Below are 15,911 nucleotides of genomic sequence, written 5' to 3' on the forward strand. Positions count from 1 at the left end.
ATTAGTCGGAAAATCATTGTGTATCTGAAGTATGTTTTTATGTAATGCCACGACAAAGGAGATGACATGGATTTGCATTTTTTACACGGATAAATCTTATCCGTTAATGAATGTAGATAGTCGCCGTGGTGGTGAATGTATTTAATTACAAGGAACTTAACGTTGAAAACAATCAAGAAGATATCTGACGCTCAACTTACCTCAAATAATCATATGGAAGGTTATGGTGATGTAATCAATTTATTATTAGATTCCGTTCGTGGCGATGGCGTTACCACTGCTAGTGGTAAAGCAAGTTATGATTTGGATAAAGCCGTATTGCAGTTAAATCGCGGTGGATTAAGTTGGAATGGTAAAATGAATCTAGGGCAGGATGCCGATCTAAAATATTCATTTTTAGACCACAACTCCCAAATTCCTACTGGAATTCACGGATTTATTAAATTTAATCCGGAACAGGTAATTCAAACTAAACTTGCACTCCAATCTTGGTCTGATGTTGCTAATGTTCATTTCACTGAAGTCGGCCCAACGGAAAAAGCCAATATTACATTGGGTAACTATTCGTTAACCTCTACTGGCCAGGAAGCGGGCGGCCAGGCATATACCAGCACCAGTTATTACAGTGATGGTAAAATTGCAAACGCGGGTACCTGGTATAATTACAACGTGGATAATATTCGCGAGCCAGGCACGATGGAATATGGTCGCTTAACATTGGCACATGAATTAGGCCATGCTCTGGGGCTGAGCCATCCAGCGGATTATAACGCGGGTCGAGGCAACACCTTTAAGGCTGATGCGGTTTACGGCGAAGATACTCGTCAGTTCAGTATTATGAGTTATTGGGATGAAACCCAATCTGGAGCGGATCATCAAGGGCACTACGGATTAACGCCATTGGTGGACGATATTGCAGCAATTCAACGTTTGTACGGGGCCAATATGAGCACTCGTACTGAAGATAATACTTACGGTTTTAACTCCAATACTGATCGTGATTCCTTCACTTTGGCTGATAGCAGCGATCAGAAAGTGTTCTCCGTTTGGGATGCGGGCGGCAACGATACCTTTGATTTCTCAGGCTATAGCGTTGATCAACGCATTAATCTGGAAGCGACTTCATTCTCTGACGTAGGCGGTCTAAAAGCTAACGTTTCCATTGCGGCGGGTGTCACTATCGAAAATGCGATTGGCGGTTCCGGTAATGACGTCATCATTGGTAATGAAGCAAATAATGAGTTGCGCGGCGGAGCGGGTAATGACGTTCTGTTTGGCGGCGAAGGGGCAGATAAACTGTGGGGCGGCAGCGGCAGCGATATCTTTGTTTACGGTCGCGCCACGAATTCGACTCCGGCCAACCCTGACTGGATTATGGATTTTGAAGGCGGCATCGATAAAATCGATCTGTCGGTATTCCATGCAGAAACAGGTGGCATTCATTTTGTCGATCACTTCTCCGGTTATGCGGGTGAAGCATTATTAACTTACGATCCTGACACTAATATCAGCGATTTGGCCGTGAATATTGGTGGTGCGGAAGCCATTCCAGATTTCCTGGTAAAAATTGTGGGTCAGCCAATGCAGGCGACTGACTTTATCGTCTGATAGAAAAAGTGAAATATAGCCAATGTCTGATTGATAAAATTAGGCGTTGGCTATGAATAAAAAATTAATGGCTGAGTTTATCTGTGTTGTTTTATGAGAATAAGATAAATCTACAAGTTATTTACTAATGATTTTTTGGAATATTTTTATTTGTTATAAAGAAAACATTTTCCTTACTGAGCTTTATGATTAAAAGATTTATCACGTAGGGTGGTTTCACGGCAGAGGCATAGTGATTTTAATTATTCATTAATGGATATCCAGATCGCTAAAACAGTTTGTGTTAAAGGTGCTTGCTGCCGAGCAGTGCGAAGTATCTGCGAACGGTAATGCTTTTGAATTGATGGTAATGACAAAAAAGCATTGGTTTTATCTAACCAAACTATCCGGAACATACGTGATGAAGCAAAGTAAAAATAAATTAACAGGACAGGGACAACACAATGAAAATCAGTTGGAAAGTTTCTCTGCGCAGGGTGTAATGGCGGGGGCAACTGATCGAATAGGCACATCGTTAAAGTATAATAAAGTGTCCTTTACTTCGGAAGAAGCTGTCGATGCCATTACGCGAACAGGTCACAGTTGGAATGGCATGAAACAAATTGATCAATCGGCAGAGGTAAATTATTTATTTTTGAACCCTAGGTATGGCGCTAAAACCCCTGCGGGTGACTCTGGGTTGACGAAATTTAACTCAGCGCAGATAACCGCGGCAAAACAGGCAATGCAAAGTTGGGCTGATGTAGCCAATGTGACGTTTAATGAAGCCAGCACGGTTGGTGACGCGAATATTCGTTTTGGTAATTATGAAATTTACTCCGGACAAAGCTCTAACCCTAGCTTCACAACCGGATATGCATATTTCCCTTGGGCACCATCGAGTCAGGTAGGAGTATGGATTAATAGTAATCATCAGGGGAATCAACGCCCGGATCTGTATCAATCAGGTCATCAGACCTTAAGCCATGAAATAGGTCATGCGCTTGGGTTAAGCCACCCGGGGCGCTATGATTCTCTCAAAGGTACGCCAAGTTATCGTAATACAGCTTATGCGGAAGACAGTAAGCAATACAGCACAATGAGCTACTGGAGTGAGTGGAATACTGGCGCAGATTTTAAAGGTTTCTATCCAGTTGGCCCTCAAATAGACGATATCGCGGCAGTTCAGCGCCTTTATGGCGCGAATATGAATACGCGAACTGAAGATACTGTCTATGGCTTTAACTCAAATACGAATCGAGACTCTCTGAGCTTGAACCATAACAGTGATAAGAAGGTGTTCGCAGTTTGGGACGCGGATGGTAATGATACGTTTGACTTCTCTGCTTATGCTAACAATCAGCGTATTAACCTGAATGAACAGTCATTTTCCGATGTCGGCGGTTTGGAAAAAAATGTGTCAATTGCGGCTGGCGCGGTAATCGAAAACGCGATTGGTGGTTCAGGGAATGATATTTTGATTGGTAATCATGTCAGTAACCTCTTAAAAGGCAACGCCGGTAATGATGTTATTTATGGTGCTGGTGGGGGAGATCATCTGTTCGGTGGGGCAGGTCGCGATACCTTCTTTTATGGCAATATCCAGGATTCAACGCCAGAGAACCCGGATACTATTTATGATTTTGTCAGCGGCATAGAAAAAATTGACCTGAGAGGTTTGAATATTGCTGAAAATAGCGCACGGTTGGTGAATGAGTTCAGCGGTAAAGCAGGAGAAGCGATACTGAATTTTGATGAAACAACGGGAATGAACGAGTTTGCGTTGAATCATTCCGGCGGCGGGCTTTCGGCTGATTTCACGTTGAAAATTATTGGCCAACCGATGAAGGCGGCTGATTTTCTCGTTTGATAGTTGATAATAGAATATAGTCGGCGTCTGATTGACTAAATTAGACGTCGGCGATAAAAAATAGAAAGGCTATTTTATGTTTACTCATTAATTTATCGGGTTATAGCGCGCGAGTTAACATGATTTTTTCTCAATTGTAGGGGATTTAATTATGAAAAACATAAAGAATGAAATGAGTGAAGTGTCTTGCGGAGTTGTCCACGAAATTTGTACCTTTAATAAATGCAGTCCCGATTGTATAGATAGTCGGAATGTCAATAATCACACAAGTGGATTATATAGTGGGAAATAGTTAATTCTTCTAAGCAGCACAAAGGTCTTTATGTCGACAAAGACACAAACACTACGACTTTTTATCTATATGATTATAAAATAAATTATTTACTGTCGTCAGTGAGTTAGATTTTTCAGGTATGACATTGCCCAATGGGGCTCGGTTAAATATTGCGGACGAGTTTAATTGTTTATCAACGACGGATGATGCCATGCTGGAGTAGGGTTCAGCTAGCGATATAACCCATTTCCACATAGCGAATGTTAATAATGGCGTTATGGCGGATTATTTTGCAGCATCCGTTATTGGTAAGCTTGACTTGGATACGGATTTTACTTTCTAAGTCGATTAACATCGGGAATGGTGCAGTGTACTGATATTCCTAGGTGCTATTAATACAGGAGCAGTTATGGTGAAGCGGTTATTACTTCAACCTTATCAAACATTTTTGGGTGCCACTTTGGTGTTATTAACCTCAATCAGTTCTGGAGAGATTATGGCAAGCAGCCAGGTATTACCTAAAGCCAGCGATTTAAGCGGTCAATGGCAAGTACAGTTAAATAAATCAGCAGAAAAAGCCTGCAGTATTGAATTGCAGTCCACAGCAATAAAACCCAATCTCACCTGGCATGCCAGCGGTGACGTTGCCTGCTTAGAGCAATTGCTGGGCAGTGCGCCACAGGGTTGGCGACCAACGCCGGACGGTATCACCCTGACGGATAAAACCGGTGGGGCCGTGGCATTTTTTGAGCGAACCCAAGATGGTTATGAAATGACTCTACCGGATGATGCGGGTGTAATGATATTACGCCGCATACAGGATTAATTTTCGTTACGGATAATCTGATGGCTTCACTTTGACCTAAGAGTGAAGTCAGAAAATAATTATCGCCCGCCAGAAAGCCATTAAGGGAAGGATATGGTTTCTCATCCAATTCGCAATTATGACCGGCTACGAGAGGCGCTGGGCGCATGTCGCCGGAGTTTTTACGGCGTCGGTATTTTCAGCGCTATTATTAATATACTGATGTTGGCGCCCTCTCTGTATATGTTGCAGGTTTATGACCGGGTTCTGGCCTCCGGCAATGAAATGACATTGTTGATGTTAACTATCCTGATGGTTGGCTTATGTTTTTTTATGGGCGCGCTAGAGTGGATACGGAGTTTGGTGGTAATTCGGCTCGGTACCCGATTAGATTTGCGGTTGAATAAACAGGTATTTAACGCCGCTTTTGAACGTAATTTGCGGGATGGAGATTCTAAAGCTGGGCAGGCACTGACGGATCTTACTCAATTACGCCAGTTTGTTACCGGTAATGCCCTGTTTGCTTTTTTTGATGCACCTTGGTTCCCTCTGTTTCTGGCGGTCGTATTTTTGCTGCATCCGTGGCTCGGCATGTTGGCTTTAGGCGGCGCTGTCTTTCTGATTTTCCTCACTTGGCTCAACCAACGCGTAACTCGCCGCCCTCTGGCAGAAGCGAATAAACTTTCGATGCAAGCAACTCACCAGGCTAATACCCATTTACGCAATGCGGAAGTGATTGAAGCTATGGGAATGTTGGGAAATATGCGCAATCGTTGGTTGTCCCAGCACTATGGATTTATTCGCCAGCAGAATCTTGCCAGTGAACGTTCAGCTGGCGTCAATGCTTTGTCGAAAAGTTCCCGCATCATCTTGCAATCGCTGATGTTGGGGCTGGGTGCTCTGTTGGCGGTGAAAGGCGATATAACTGCCGGAATGATGATCGCCGGTTCCATTTTGGTGGGGCGAGTGCTGAGTCCAATTGATCAACTGATTGGCGTATGGAAACAATGGGTTGCTGCTCGTCAGGCATGGCACAGGCTGCATTCGTTGCTCGATAATCACCCGCATCGTGAAGACGCAATGGCGCTGCCCGCACCGACCGGTAATTTAAGCGTCGAGCATATCAGCTTCCGCCCGGATCATAATCAAGCGCCGCGTTTGCATAATATCCATTTCTCTTTACAGGCTGGAGAAACACTGGGAATTCTTGGTGCTTCTGGCTCAGGAAAATCTACGTTAGCTCGCCTGTTGGTGGCGGTACAGTCGCCGACGCAAGGCACGGTCAGACTGGATTCGGCAGATATGAATCAGTTGGATAAAGAAATTTCTGGCGCTTATATCGGCTATCTTCCCCAAGACATTCAACTGTTCAGTGGCACTTTGGCGGAGAACATCGCCCGATTCGGCGAGCCAGATGCAGAAAAAGTGGTTGCTGCCGCTAAGCTGGCTGGCGTTCACGAACTGATACTTTCTCTGCCGCAGGGCTATGACACGGTACTTGGGGAAGGTGGCGCGGGTCTGTCGGGTGGGCAGCGTCAGCGTATTGCGCTGGCTCGTGCGGTTTACGGCGATCCTTGTCTGCTGGTGCTGGACGAACCCAATGCCAGCTTGGATATGGAAGGGGATCGCGCTCTGCTAATGGCGCTGGATGCGCTACAAAAGCGCGGTTGTACGCTGATTTTGATCACTCACCGACCGGCGTTAACGGCGCGGGCTCATAAGCTGTTGATTCTGAATCAAGGGCAGCAGCAGCGGTTCGGTCCCGCAGGGGAAGTGATGGCGGAATTGCAGCAGCTGAACGCGGCAAATCAACCTGCATTGAAACGCGAGCCGCAAACGGCGGGAATTCCGGGTTGAGTGACAATAAAAGAGAAATCAGGCATATGTCCGAAGACAATAAAAAAACGGAACAGGCATTTTTACAGGAAGTACAACACAGCGAGAATCGGGCGTTGTACTGGGGATGGGGGCTGGTATTGGCCGGATTTGGCGGCTTTATGCTATGGGCGCTTTTAGCACCATTGGATAAAGGCGTTCCGGTGACGGGCACCGTGGTCGTTTCCGGCAATCGTAAGGCCATTCAGCATCCTGAAGGCGGTATCGTCGATCGTATTATGGTTCACGATGGCGATCGGGTTGAGGCAGGAGAGGTCTTAATCACGCTAAATGCTGTGCGGGCGCGTTCTGCCAGCGATGGGCTGATGTCTCAATATCATCAGTTATTAGCCAATGAAGCGCGTCTTTTAGCCGAGCAAAAAGGCGAGTCACAGTTAGTTATGACGCCACGTTTACAGCAGAACAGTCAGCAAAAAGGTATGGTGGAAATTCTGGCTTTGCAGCAGCAATTGCTGAACAGTCGGCAGCAGGCGTTGCAAATGGAAACGGATGCGCTGAACGCCAATATTGCCGGATTACAGGCTGCGATGGGTGCACAGAAGCAGGTGAGGAGTAATAAAAACAGCCAGAGGCAGGCATTATCCCAGCAGTTGGACGGTTTGAAATCTCTGGCGGATGAAAACTATGTGCCGCGAAATAAAATGCTGGAAACCAAACAGCTTTATTCACAACTTAATGGAGAAATTGCGCAGATCGGCGGCGAAATCGCCCGTGGAGAGCGTGAAATACAGGAACAGGGTTTGAGAATTAAGCAGCGCCAGCAAGAGTATCAAAAAGAAGTAAATACTCAGTTAGCGGAGGTGCAATCTACATTAACGGAAGTGGCCAGCCAGTTGGAAAAGGCTGATTTTGATTTAGCGAATGTCCAGATGCGTTCGCCGGTGGCCGGCACCGTAGTGGAGATGAAAGTCTTCACCGAAGGTGGCGTTATTGCTGCCGGTCAATCGCTAATGGAGATCGTGCCAGATAACCAACCGCTATTTGTCGATGCGCGAGTACCGGTGGAGATGGTGGATAAAATTCACCCAGGGCTGCCGGTGGAGCTGCAATTTACCGCATTTAATCAGAGCACTACACCAAAAGTAGAAGGTTCGGTGAAGCTATTATCTGCCGACAGAGTATTGGATGAACGCACTCAGGAACCTTATTACAGTCTGCGGGTGGAGGTCAGTGACGCGGGGCGGCAAAAACTGGATGGTTTACAGATCAAGCCCGGAATGCCGGTTCAAGGTTTTGTTCGCACCGGTGAACGTTCGTTGATTAACTATTTGTTTAAACCGCTGATGGATCGCCTGCATATGGCATTAACGGAAGAGTAGGGAGCGCAGGATGCCATTAACGTTACGAATCATTTTCCTCACCTTATTAGTATTACCGGGGAGGGGAAACGCATTGGGGCTGCTGGACGCGTGGGAACTGGCGGTGCGCCACGATCCGCAATATCAGGCCGCGGGTTATGAAAGAGACGCCGGTCAGGAAGAAGAGGCGTTGGGACTGTCAGGGCTATTACCCACGGTGCAATACAGTTATGGCGCTAACAATAACTATTCCACGGTAAGCCAGACGGATAACCGAAGCAGCAGCAAAGTGAAGCGCGATTATGATAGCTATGTCTCAATGTTATCTTTACGTCAGCCGCTGATTGATTACGGTGCCTATGCACGCTATCGACAGGGGATCGCGCGTAAACTCTTTGCCGATCAACGTTTTCGCGATAAAAGTCAGGAATTGATTGTGCGTTTGTATCGCGCTTATAGCAGTGCGCTATTAGCGCAGGAAAAGAAATCTCTGTTGGAGGCGCAGCTACGCGCATATCAGGAGCAAATTCAGCTGAATCGGCGGTTGCTGGTTGCCGGGGAAGGCACTCAAACCGATATTGATGAAACCGCCGCGCGTTTGACTCTGACTCAGGTGCAGCTGATCGAGCAGCAGGATGCGCTGGATAGTCAGTTAACCGAGTTGGAAAATATGATTGGTCGTTCGGTGAATCTGGCGGAGTTGCGGCCACTTACGCTGGAAACTTTGCCGCAAAATATCAGCGATGGGCGGACATTGGCCCAATGGCGAGATTTAGCCATGCGGCATAATGCACGCTTGGCCGGGCAGCGGAATAATCTGGATGCCAAACACTATGAAATAGAAAGTAGCCGGAGTGGACATTTACCGACGTTGCAATTGGTTGCCTCATCCCGAAATTCCCGCTCTGAATCGGAATATAACTACAATCAGAAATATGATACGCAAAGCGTCGGGCTGCAGTTAAATGTGCCTATTTATGCAGGTGGCAGCGTATCTAGCGCTACCCGGCAGGCAACCGCGCAATACCAACAATCTCAGGCTGAATTAGATCAGGAAACCCGACAGGTATTGGCGGAGTTAAAGCGTCAGTTCAATTTGAGCAATAGCGGAGCAGCGAAAATCCGAGCCTGGCAAATGACGGTGGATTCGGCGCAGAAAGTTTTGATAGCAACGCGTCGCAGTGTGCTGGGGGGGGAACGAATTAATTTAGACGTGCTGCTGGCGGAGCAGCAGTTATTCAATTCCAAACGGGATCTGGCCGAAGCCAAATACGGTTGGTTGCAATCATGGCTAGAGCTACGTTATAACGCCGGTACTTTGCAAGAGAACGACATTTTGCAACTGGCAGCCTGGTTTGAGCCGGAAAAACGCTAACTGAACGGACAGCCTGTACAATAGGGAAGCGCGGCTTCCCTTTTTTACGTCCGTATTTTCCTATACAGAAATACCTTCACTGAGGCGCTTTGAAAGCGCGCAACTTATTCGTCATATTCTTGCCCTCGGTTTCATCTCCGTGGTTTAACCGTAGGTTTATTAAAAATGATGTAAGCTAGATCAATGGCATTAGATATCTTCTTGGTGGATAAAACTGATTTTTTAACCTGTATCAACATAATCAGCGTCTATTATGGTGTATTATTCTGACATCCCGATAGGTAGGGTTCTCCATCGGGCTTAACGTAGTCAGTTAATATGTCGATTGTTAGAGGAGAGGCGAGATGCACTCAGCGGCCGATTATATAACCTTAGGTTTAATTGTGCTTATTTTTGGTTTTTGCCTGTACGGTTTGTTTGGCGCACCAAAGCAAAAGTAATAATTATTCCTATTTCTCGCCCCACCCGATCTGCGTGGGGCTTTTTACTTTACCAGTACACTTCTGCCGTTCTCTATTATCTCTATCTCATCAAATTATATTTAAAAATCATAATGCTTCTCCATTTCCCTGTAATTAAATCCCCGTTTTACATGATTACTTTTAGGTTGGGTGAATTATCGTTAGCGTATTGTTGTAAAAATGCTATAGATTGAATTCGCCTAAATAATGCATTTCTACTGATAAAACGGTTTATCCACAGAAGTGGTAATGAAAGGGACTGGTCTATAGTTAATTTATTCTAATCAAACTGGTCTTGTAAGCTGATGGGCAACGTAACAGCGGCAACGACGAGCAAAAATACCACTATTCACCCTTGGTGGCTGCGGCTAACCCATTGGGTTAATGCGTTGGCTATTATTATCATGGTCACTAGCGGCTGGCGGATTTATAACGCTTCTCCGTTGTTTAATTTCTCTTATCCGGATTGGATGACGCTGGGAGGATGGTTAGCTGGTGCATTGCAATGGCATTTTGCGGCAATGTGGCTTATTTTCCTTAACGGTTTGTTTTATTTATTTATGAATACGATAACCGGAAGATTTAAAGGTAAATTCTGGCCGTTAAGCCTGCCTGCACTTTGGCAAGATATGCGAGCAGCGTTAACCGGTAAACTCAGTCATGCTGATTTGCGTCACTATAATATGGTGCAGCGATTCCTTTATCTGGTGACCGTGCTGGCTTTAATTATTCTGGTTCTATCTGGTTTAGTATTATGGAAGTCCGTTCAGTTTCCGTTATTGCGGGAATTACTCGGTGGCTATCCTACCGCCCGTTATATTCACTTCTTTGCTATGGCCTACATCGTTTTCTTCACGCTGATTCACCTTATCATGGTGATATTGGTTCCCCGAACATTATTAGCCATGATTCGTGGGCGCTAAGGGCGGTAAATATGAAACAAAAAATCAGAGTTAACCCCGCAGTGGATAGCGATGAAGTGGTAAAAGAAGTCACACGAATTCTGGCCAAAGGGGTGGATTCAGCCAGCCGTAGGCGTTTTCTCAATCAAGGGTTGACCTTGGGCGGCGCGATGCTACTGACCGGCTGTGATTTTAATAGCGACGCGCTGATCGATTCACAGTTAATGCGTATTTCTCGTTTCAACGATCGGGTACAAGGCTGGCTGTTTAATCCTAAAAATCTGGCTCCGGTCTATCCGGAATCTATGATTACTCGCCCGTTTCCTTTTAACGCCTATTACTCTCAGGATCAAATCCGTCAGGTCAATGGAGAAAGTTACAGGCTAGAAATAAGTGGTCTAGTTGATAATAAACACTCTTGGTCATTACCTGAGTTATATGCAATGGCGCAAGTCACACAGGTTACCCGACATATTTGCGTTGAAGGTTGGAGTGCTATTGGTAAATGGGGCGGCATTCCTTTTGCCCATTTTTTGCGTCTGATCGGGGCTGATTTAAAGGCTAAATACGTTGGTTTTAAGTGTGCAGATGATTATTACACCAGCATAGATATGCCTACGGCATTACACCCGCAAACTCAACTGACATTAACTTATGATGGAAAAATCCTGCCTGCCGAATATGGGTTTCCGATGAAGCTACGTATGCCCACCAAATTAGGCTACAAAAACCCAAAATATATTCAGTCCATTTTCGTTACTAATACTTACCCCGGAGGCTTTTGGGAAGATCAGGGCTATAACTGGTTTGGTGGTAGCTAGTCTGCTCTCACCCCAGCCTCTAATACTCTACCTAAACCAAAAAAGGAATATGCGATGAAAAAGCCTATTATTCTAATGCTCTGTAGCTGTATTGCGCTGGGAATGGGAGTTGCTCATGCCGAGGACACTATGAGCAACACGGCAAGTAAAGAAATGAGTATGAAAAAGGATGATATGCATAAGCAGGAGATGATGAAAAAGGACGATATGCAGAAGCAGGAAATGATGAAAAAGGACGATATGCATAAGAAGGAAATGATGAAAAAGGATGATATGCATAAGAAGGAAATGATGAAAAAGGATGATATGCATAAGAAGGAAATGATGAAAAAAGACGATATGCATAAGCAAGAAATGATGAAGAAAGATGGTATGAAAAAACCAATGCCTGAAGGTGAAATGAAGAAAGAAGGTAGCTCTTATTGATGATGAACCGGCCAGAGAAAATGCGGCCGGTATTCGCATCCGTGAAGAATCGTGAGTTACGGGGCTTTTTACTCAGGTAATCAGCCCTGAAACCTACCTTTTCAAGACCGCTTGAGGCGTAAGTGACTCAGCCAAAAGCCGGGGCGGGAGAACATCACCAGATTTCCCAGTAAAATCAGGAGCAGACCAAATACGGCATTGGTATGCCATTGATAACCTTCATAGAAGGTGGAAAGAGTGAGCGCTACAAGTGGAAATAACAGAGTACTGTAAGCGGCAGCGTTGGCTCCAATACGCCCAACTAGGCTGAAGTAAAGTGCGAAAGCGATAGCGGATCCAAAAATAGCCAGATAAAACAAGGCACCTAGATAGCGAGTGGAGAGTTCCAGAGTAAAACTACCGTGCTGCGCCCAAGCCAGAACCCCCATCAATATTGCCCCGTAGCTCATCGCATAGGTATTGGTCGACAGGACGTCCAAACCGCGTCGCTGATGACGACTGCTAATCATATTTCCTAAAGAGAAGCCGTAGGTACCCAGCAGACTCAGGCCAATTCCTTTGAGTAATTCAGGCTGCAATTGCGTCGCCATCAGATCGTGCCAGAAAAGCGCTACAATTCCTGTCAGCCCTAATATACTGGCTGGAATAAAGTTAGGATTTAAACGTTGCCGGAAAAATATGAGTCCATTAACTGCGTTGAACAGCACCGCCATAGAGAAAATAACCGACTCCAGTCCGCTGCTAATATAAGCCGCCGCTTGATAAAAACAATAAAAATTAAAGCCGAAAACGCATATTCCCTGAATGACACAAAATAGGTGATCCCGTAAGGCGATACGTCTCAATCGTCGGCTAACCAATAGGATAATCAGCATGGTCAGAGTCGCGATGACAAAGCGATAAAAAATCGATTGGGTCACAGGCACGCTGCCCTGTTGCATAGTAATGGCAATCCAGGTAGTACCCCAAATCAGAACTACGGCGCTGTACAATAAAGCATTCATTGAATATCTCATTCAGAAAATCATGAGATAGATTATGATTCTTTCACCCAATCTGCGCTTTCAGTCCTTTGCCAGCATTTGCATAATCTTGCGCATTTCTTAATAACGACGTAGTGAATATCTGGTTTGCATCACGGCAACTCAGTAAACTGTGAATTCTGTCATATAAGGAGTTGTTGCAGTGAAATCCGAGAATTATCAGGCTTTCGATACCCTGAGGGGCCATAAGGCGCAGCTGCAAAATTCTGTGCGGCTCGGCTCTGGCATTCAACTGGCGGCCTGGACCAACAGTCAGGATTGCGTCACCCTTGATAATCCGGATCACCATACTCTGAGTTTATACGTGGCCGATGGCTATGAGTGTTATCACAAAACCGCCGGTGGCTGGAAAAACGGCGGTGGTCCGGATCGGTTTTGTATTATGCCGAAAGACAGTTATTCCAGTTGGGATGTGCGTACTAATCTGTCTTTCGTCCATTTATATTGCACAGACGATCATTTGCGCTCTTTGGCAGAGCAGATTTGGGACCGTAGTCCGGCGCAGCTACAGGTTGACGAGCGAGTATTTGCAGATGATATGCAAATCACGTTGTTATATAGGCAATTTTTGCTCAACTGTGATTGGCAGGATCGAGCCAATCAGTTGACCTTGAGCAGCGCCAGTACTTTATTGTTGACCCATATGCTGCGCCATTACACACAATTGCAGTGGGCGTTACCACAGGTGAAAGGCGGCTTGGCTCCCAGCGTTTTAAAACGGGTTCAAGAATATATTGAGAGCCAATTGTCTCAGCCATTATTGCTGGCGGATCTGGCCAGACTGGCGGAACTAAGTGAGTTTCATTTTGCCCGAATGTTTAAGCAAAGCACCGGATTAGCCCCTCATCAATATGTCATGAAAGTGAGATTGGAAAGGGCGGCTTCATTACTGCGTCACGGCGCTTTGCCGCTGACAGAAATAGCTTTAGCTTGCGGTTTCAGCTCGGCCAGTCATTTTAGCCACCGTTTTAAAAGCGCCTTTGGTTATACCGCCTCGGCGCTCCGGCAAGAATCGCGCTGAGAGTATTTAAATGCAGTTAAGCTTAAGCCACGATAAGTTTTCTTGGCGAACGAGTTTCGGCCGTCAAAATATTCAGAGCACGCGTATTGCCCACTTCGGGCGTTTGCGTTAAAAAATAAGCCGGTCTGAAATCAATTGATAAACCTCAAAGTGTCCTTCTCTTGTCTTCAGCTTATTCATTGCAGCTTTACTATGGCTATGGTGGAAACCCATTGTTGCATGACCTTTTCCGAGGCCGGAGTACGGCTGAAGTGGCGGCTGTATATAACAGATAATCCTAAGCGTTCGAAGGCAAATTGACACAGCGCCTTGCATGTTTCGCTACATATTCCTTGTTCCCAATATTACGTACCGATCTAATACCCTATTTCGCCTTGATTCTGATGGATATCCATGAGAGGAGATAACACCTAATAGGCGGCCATTTTCAATGCCAATAATAGCAAAGCCACGGTTTTCATTTATTCCCACGTCAGCGAATGGTAGGCAATCCATTATTCGGCCAGTCCGACAGCGTAGGGATGCGGAATAGGGCAGTCATTTCGGCGATGGAAGGATTATCCGCCAGGCGCAGAATTTCAGACGCATCCGTCAGAACAAAAGGGCGAAATAGTAGGCGGTTAGTGAAAATGGAAGGTTATCTCATTCCCCTCAAGTCATAGCTTCTAGGTCATAATACTATGATGTACAAGAAAATTATTAACTGACAGATTAAAAAGCAAAGTCTTTTATGCCCAGAGTTTTCTTTATCATGGATTGGATATCGACGAGGGCGGATTTTGATGAAGAAGATCGCGGGTAGTGCAGATTTTCTATCTAAAGAGCGGATACACTGGGCACCATAATGATGATTAATAGGCGGGAAGGAAAGTCAGTGGACAACGAAAAAATCAAACATTTGCAAGGCGTCAGTGAGAAAGTCAGAGCGGTGATGGAGCGTGAGAATATCGATGCTCTGGTCGTCACCCAGTGCGATAACTTTTATTACCTCACCGGTTTTGCCAGTTTCTTTATGTATACCTTCCGCCATACCGGTGCGGCGGTGGCGGTATTATTTCGCGATCCCAACACGCCGTCACTGATTATCATGAATGAATTTGAAGCCGCAGGCGTAACTTTTGATATGCCTAATGTAGAGCTAAAAACTTTTCCAGTATGGGTAGACGTCGATGATCCCTTTAACCCAGAACAATCTAATAAACGGCGGGAGCGCCCGATTGACCCGCCGGTAAAGGCCGTCTTCAATTTGTTAAAAGCGGCATTGTGTGACGCTGGCGTCTTGGATAAAAAAATTGCCATCGAATTAAATGCGATGTCTCACGGCGGCAAAACTGTATTGGATAGCGTTGCGCCTGAGTTGCAGCTGGTGGATTCTACGCCGATTTTCAATGAAACGCGGGTGATTAAAAGCCCGTGGGAAATAGCCTATCTACGCAAAAGCGCTGAGATCACCGAATATGGCATGACGGAATCCAGTAAGCTAATTCGGCATGGTTGCACATCATCTGAGTTAACCGCAGCCTATAAAGCTGCCATTATGCAGCATCCGGAAACCAACCTTTCACGCTTTCATCTGATCAGTATCGGCGAGAATTTTGCCCCTAAGCTAATTGCAGAAACCACCGGTGCGCAGTATAGCGATCTGATTAAATTAGATTGTGGCGTGGACGTCGCCGGGTATGGCGCTGATATCGCCCGGACCATGGTGCTTGGGCAAGCTACGCCGTTGGCTCAGCGCATTTACGACAGCCTTCGTCTTGGGCATGAACACATGCTGAGTATGGTCGCGCCTGGCATCGCGTTAAAAGATGTATTTGATTCTACGATGAATGTCATCCGGAAATCAGGTTTGAAGCAGTATAACCGTGGTCATTTAGGTCATGGTGACGGAGTTTTCCTCGGTTTGGAAGAGGCGCCGTTTGTCAGCTCGCAGGCGACGGAAGTTTTCAAGCCCGGTATGGTTATGAGCTTGGAGACGCCTTACTACGGTCACGGAGTGGGCGCTATCATGATCGAGGATATGATATTGGTCACTGAGACAGGCATTGAGTTCTTGAGCAAATTGCCACGAGAACTGGTTTCCATTCCACTCTGATGGCCATGAAAATCTGAGTAAGATTTCAGCATGAAAA

Annotated in this window: 12 protein-coding genes and 1 pseudogene; 11 read left to right on the forward strand and 2 right to left on the reverse strand. The window is 45.7% G+C overall.

Going from position 1 to position 15,911, the window contains the following annotated elements:
- Window positions 1-162 precede the first annotated feature (162 nt).
- The 9 genes from AD970_RS07090 to AD970_RS07130 all read left to right on the forward strand — a co-directional run bounded on the left by AD970_RS07090 (window position 163) and on the right by AD970_RS07130 (window position 11,715).
- On the forward strand, window positions 163-1,608 hold the full coding sequence (locus AD970_RS07090) for a serralysin family metalloprotease (protein ID WP_049597606.1): 1,446 nt from the start codon (window positions 163-165) through the stop codon (window positions 1,606-1,608).
- A 280-nt stretch (window positions 1,609-1,888) separates the two neighbouring features.
- Complete coding sequence (locus AD970_RS07095; RefSeq protein WP_053215265.1) at window positions 1,889-3,457, forward strand: serralysin family metalloprotease; 1,569 nt, start codon at window positions 1,889-1,891, stop codon at window positions 3,455-3,457.
- Between the two features lie 683 nt (window positions 3,458-4,140).
- Window positions 4,141-4,557, forward strand: coding sequence for a protease inhibitor Inh/omp19 family protein (locus tag AD970_RS07100; protein WP_235786915.1), 417 nt, complete (start codon window positions 4,141-4,143; stop codon window positions 4,555-4,557).
- A 93-nt stretch (window positions 4,558-4,650) separates the two neighbouring features.
- Window positions 4,651-6,393 carry a type I secretion system permease/ATPase gene (locus AD970_RS07105; protein WP_049597607.1) on the forward strand — a complete coding sequence of 581 codons (1,743 nt, stop codon included), beginning with the start codon at window positions 4,651-4,653 and terminating at the stop codon, window positions 6,391-6,393.
- A gap of 26 nt (window positions 6,394-6,419) precedes the next feature.
- Window positions 6,420-7,751 (forward strand): HlyD family type I secretion periplasmic adaptor subunit, encoded by a 1,332-nt coding sequence (locus tag AD970_RS07110; RefSeq protein ID WP_049597608.1) that lies wholly within the window; start codon window positions 6,420-6,422, stop codon window positions 7,749-7,751.
- Window positions 7,752-7,761: 10 nt separating this feature from the next.
- Window positions 7,762-9,105: a TolC family outer membrane protein gene (locus tag AD970_RS07115; RefSeq protein ID WP_049597609.1), complete on the forward strand. Its 1,344-nt coding sequence runs from the start codon at window positions 7,762-7,764 to the stop codon at window positions 9,103-9,105.
- Between the two features lie 766 nt (window positions 9,106-9,871).
- Entirely contained in the window at window positions 9,872-10,489 is a 618-nt protein-coding gene (locus AD970_RS07120) for a cytochrome b/b6 domain-containing protein (RefSeq protein ID WP_049597610.1), read from the forward strand.
- A gap of 11 nt (window positions 10,490-10,500) precedes the next feature.
- On the forward strand, window positions 10,501-11,289 hold the full coding sequence (locus AD970_RS07125) for a molybdopterin-dependent oxidoreductase (protein ID WP_049597611.1): 789 nt from the start codon (window positions 10,501-10,503) through the stop codon (window positions 11,287-11,289).
- A gap of 54 nt (window positions 11,290-11,343) precedes the next feature.
- Window positions 11,344-11,715 carry a hypothetical protein gene (locus tag AD970_RS07130; RefSeq protein ID WP_072080608.1) on the forward strand — a complete coding sequence of 124 codons (372 nt, stop codon included), beginning with the start codon at window positions 11,344-11,346 and terminating at the stop codon, window positions 11,713-11,715.
- Window positions 11,716-11,816: 101 nt separating this feature from the next.
- Here AD970_RS07130 and AD970_RS07135 read toward each other — a convergent pair whose 3' ends face one another.
- Window positions 11,817-12,719 carry a DMT family transporter gene (locus AD970_RS07135; protein ID WP_049597612.1) on the reverse strand — a complete coding sequence of 301 codons (903 nt, stop codon included), beginning with the start codon at window positions 12,717-12,719 and terminating at the stop codon, window positions 11,817-11,819.
- A 181-nt stretch (window positions 12,720-12,900) separates the two neighbouring features.
- Between AD970_RS07135 and AD970_RS07140 the strand changes: the two genes are divergently transcribed.
- Window positions 12,901-13,779: a helix-turn-helix domain-containing protein gene (locus tag AD970_RS07140; protein ID WP_049597613.1), complete on the forward strand. Its 879-nt coding sequence runs from the start codon at window positions 12,901-12,903 to the stop codon at window positions 13,777-13,779.
- 176 nt (window positions 13,780-13,955) lie between these two features.
- Here the strand turns inward: AD970_RS07140 and AD970_RS20535 are convergent.
- Window positions 13,956-14,111: pseudogene (locus tag AD970_RS20535) on the reverse strand (GNAT family N-acetyltransferase); the annotation flags it as partial.
- Between the two features lie 542 nt (window positions 14,112-14,653).
- Between AD970_RS20535 and AD970_RS07145 the strand changes: the two are divergent.
- Entirely contained in the window at window positions 14,654-15,874 is a 1,221-nt protein-coding gene (locus AD970_RS07145) for a M24 family metallopeptidase (RefSeq protein WP_049597614.1), read from the forward strand.
- The last annotated feature ends 37 nt before the right edge of the window (window positions 15,875-15,911 follow it).

This window comes from Yersinia nurmii (genome assembly GCF_001112925.1).
In the GTDB taxonomy this organism is placed as follows: domain Bacteria; phylum Pseudomonadota; class Gammaproteobacteria; order Enterobacterales; family Enterobacteriaceae; genus Yersinia; species Yersinia nurmii.

Excerpts from the sequence above, each read along its gene's own strand:
- AD970_RS07105 (WP_049597607.1), top strand. The coding sequence starts at position 4,651 with ATGGTTTCTCATCCAATTCGCAATTATGACCGGCTACGAGAGGCGCTG.
- AD970_RS07125 (WP_049597611.1), top strand. The coding sequence starts at position 10,501 with ATGAAACAAAAAATCAGAGTTAACCCCGCAGTGGATAGCGATGAAGTG.
- AD970_RS07135 (WP_049597612.1), bottom strand. The coding sequence starts at position 12,719 with ATGAATGCTTTATTGTACAGCGCCGTAGTTCTGATTTGGGGTACTACC.
- AD970_RS07100 (WP_235786915.1), top strand. The coding sequence starts at position 4,141 with ATGGTGAAGCGGTTATTACTTCAACCTTATCAAACATTTTTGGGTGCC.
- AD970_RS07115 (WP_049597609.1), top strand. The coding sequence starts at position 7,762 with ATGCCATTAACGTTACGAATCATTTTCCTCACCTTATTAGTATTACCG.
- AD970_RS07110 (WP_049597608.1), top strand. The coding sequence starts at position 6,420 with ATGTCCGAAGACAATAAAAAAACGGAACAGGCATTTTTACAGGAAGTA.
- AD970_RS07120 (WP_049597610.1), top strand. The coding sequence starts at position 9,872 with ATGGGCAACGTAACAGCGGCAACGACGAGCAAAAATACCACTATTCAC.
- AD970_RS07130 (WP_072080608.1), top strand. The coding sequence starts at position 11,344 with ATGAAAAAGCCTATTATTCTAATGCTCTGTAGCTGTATTGCGCTGGGA.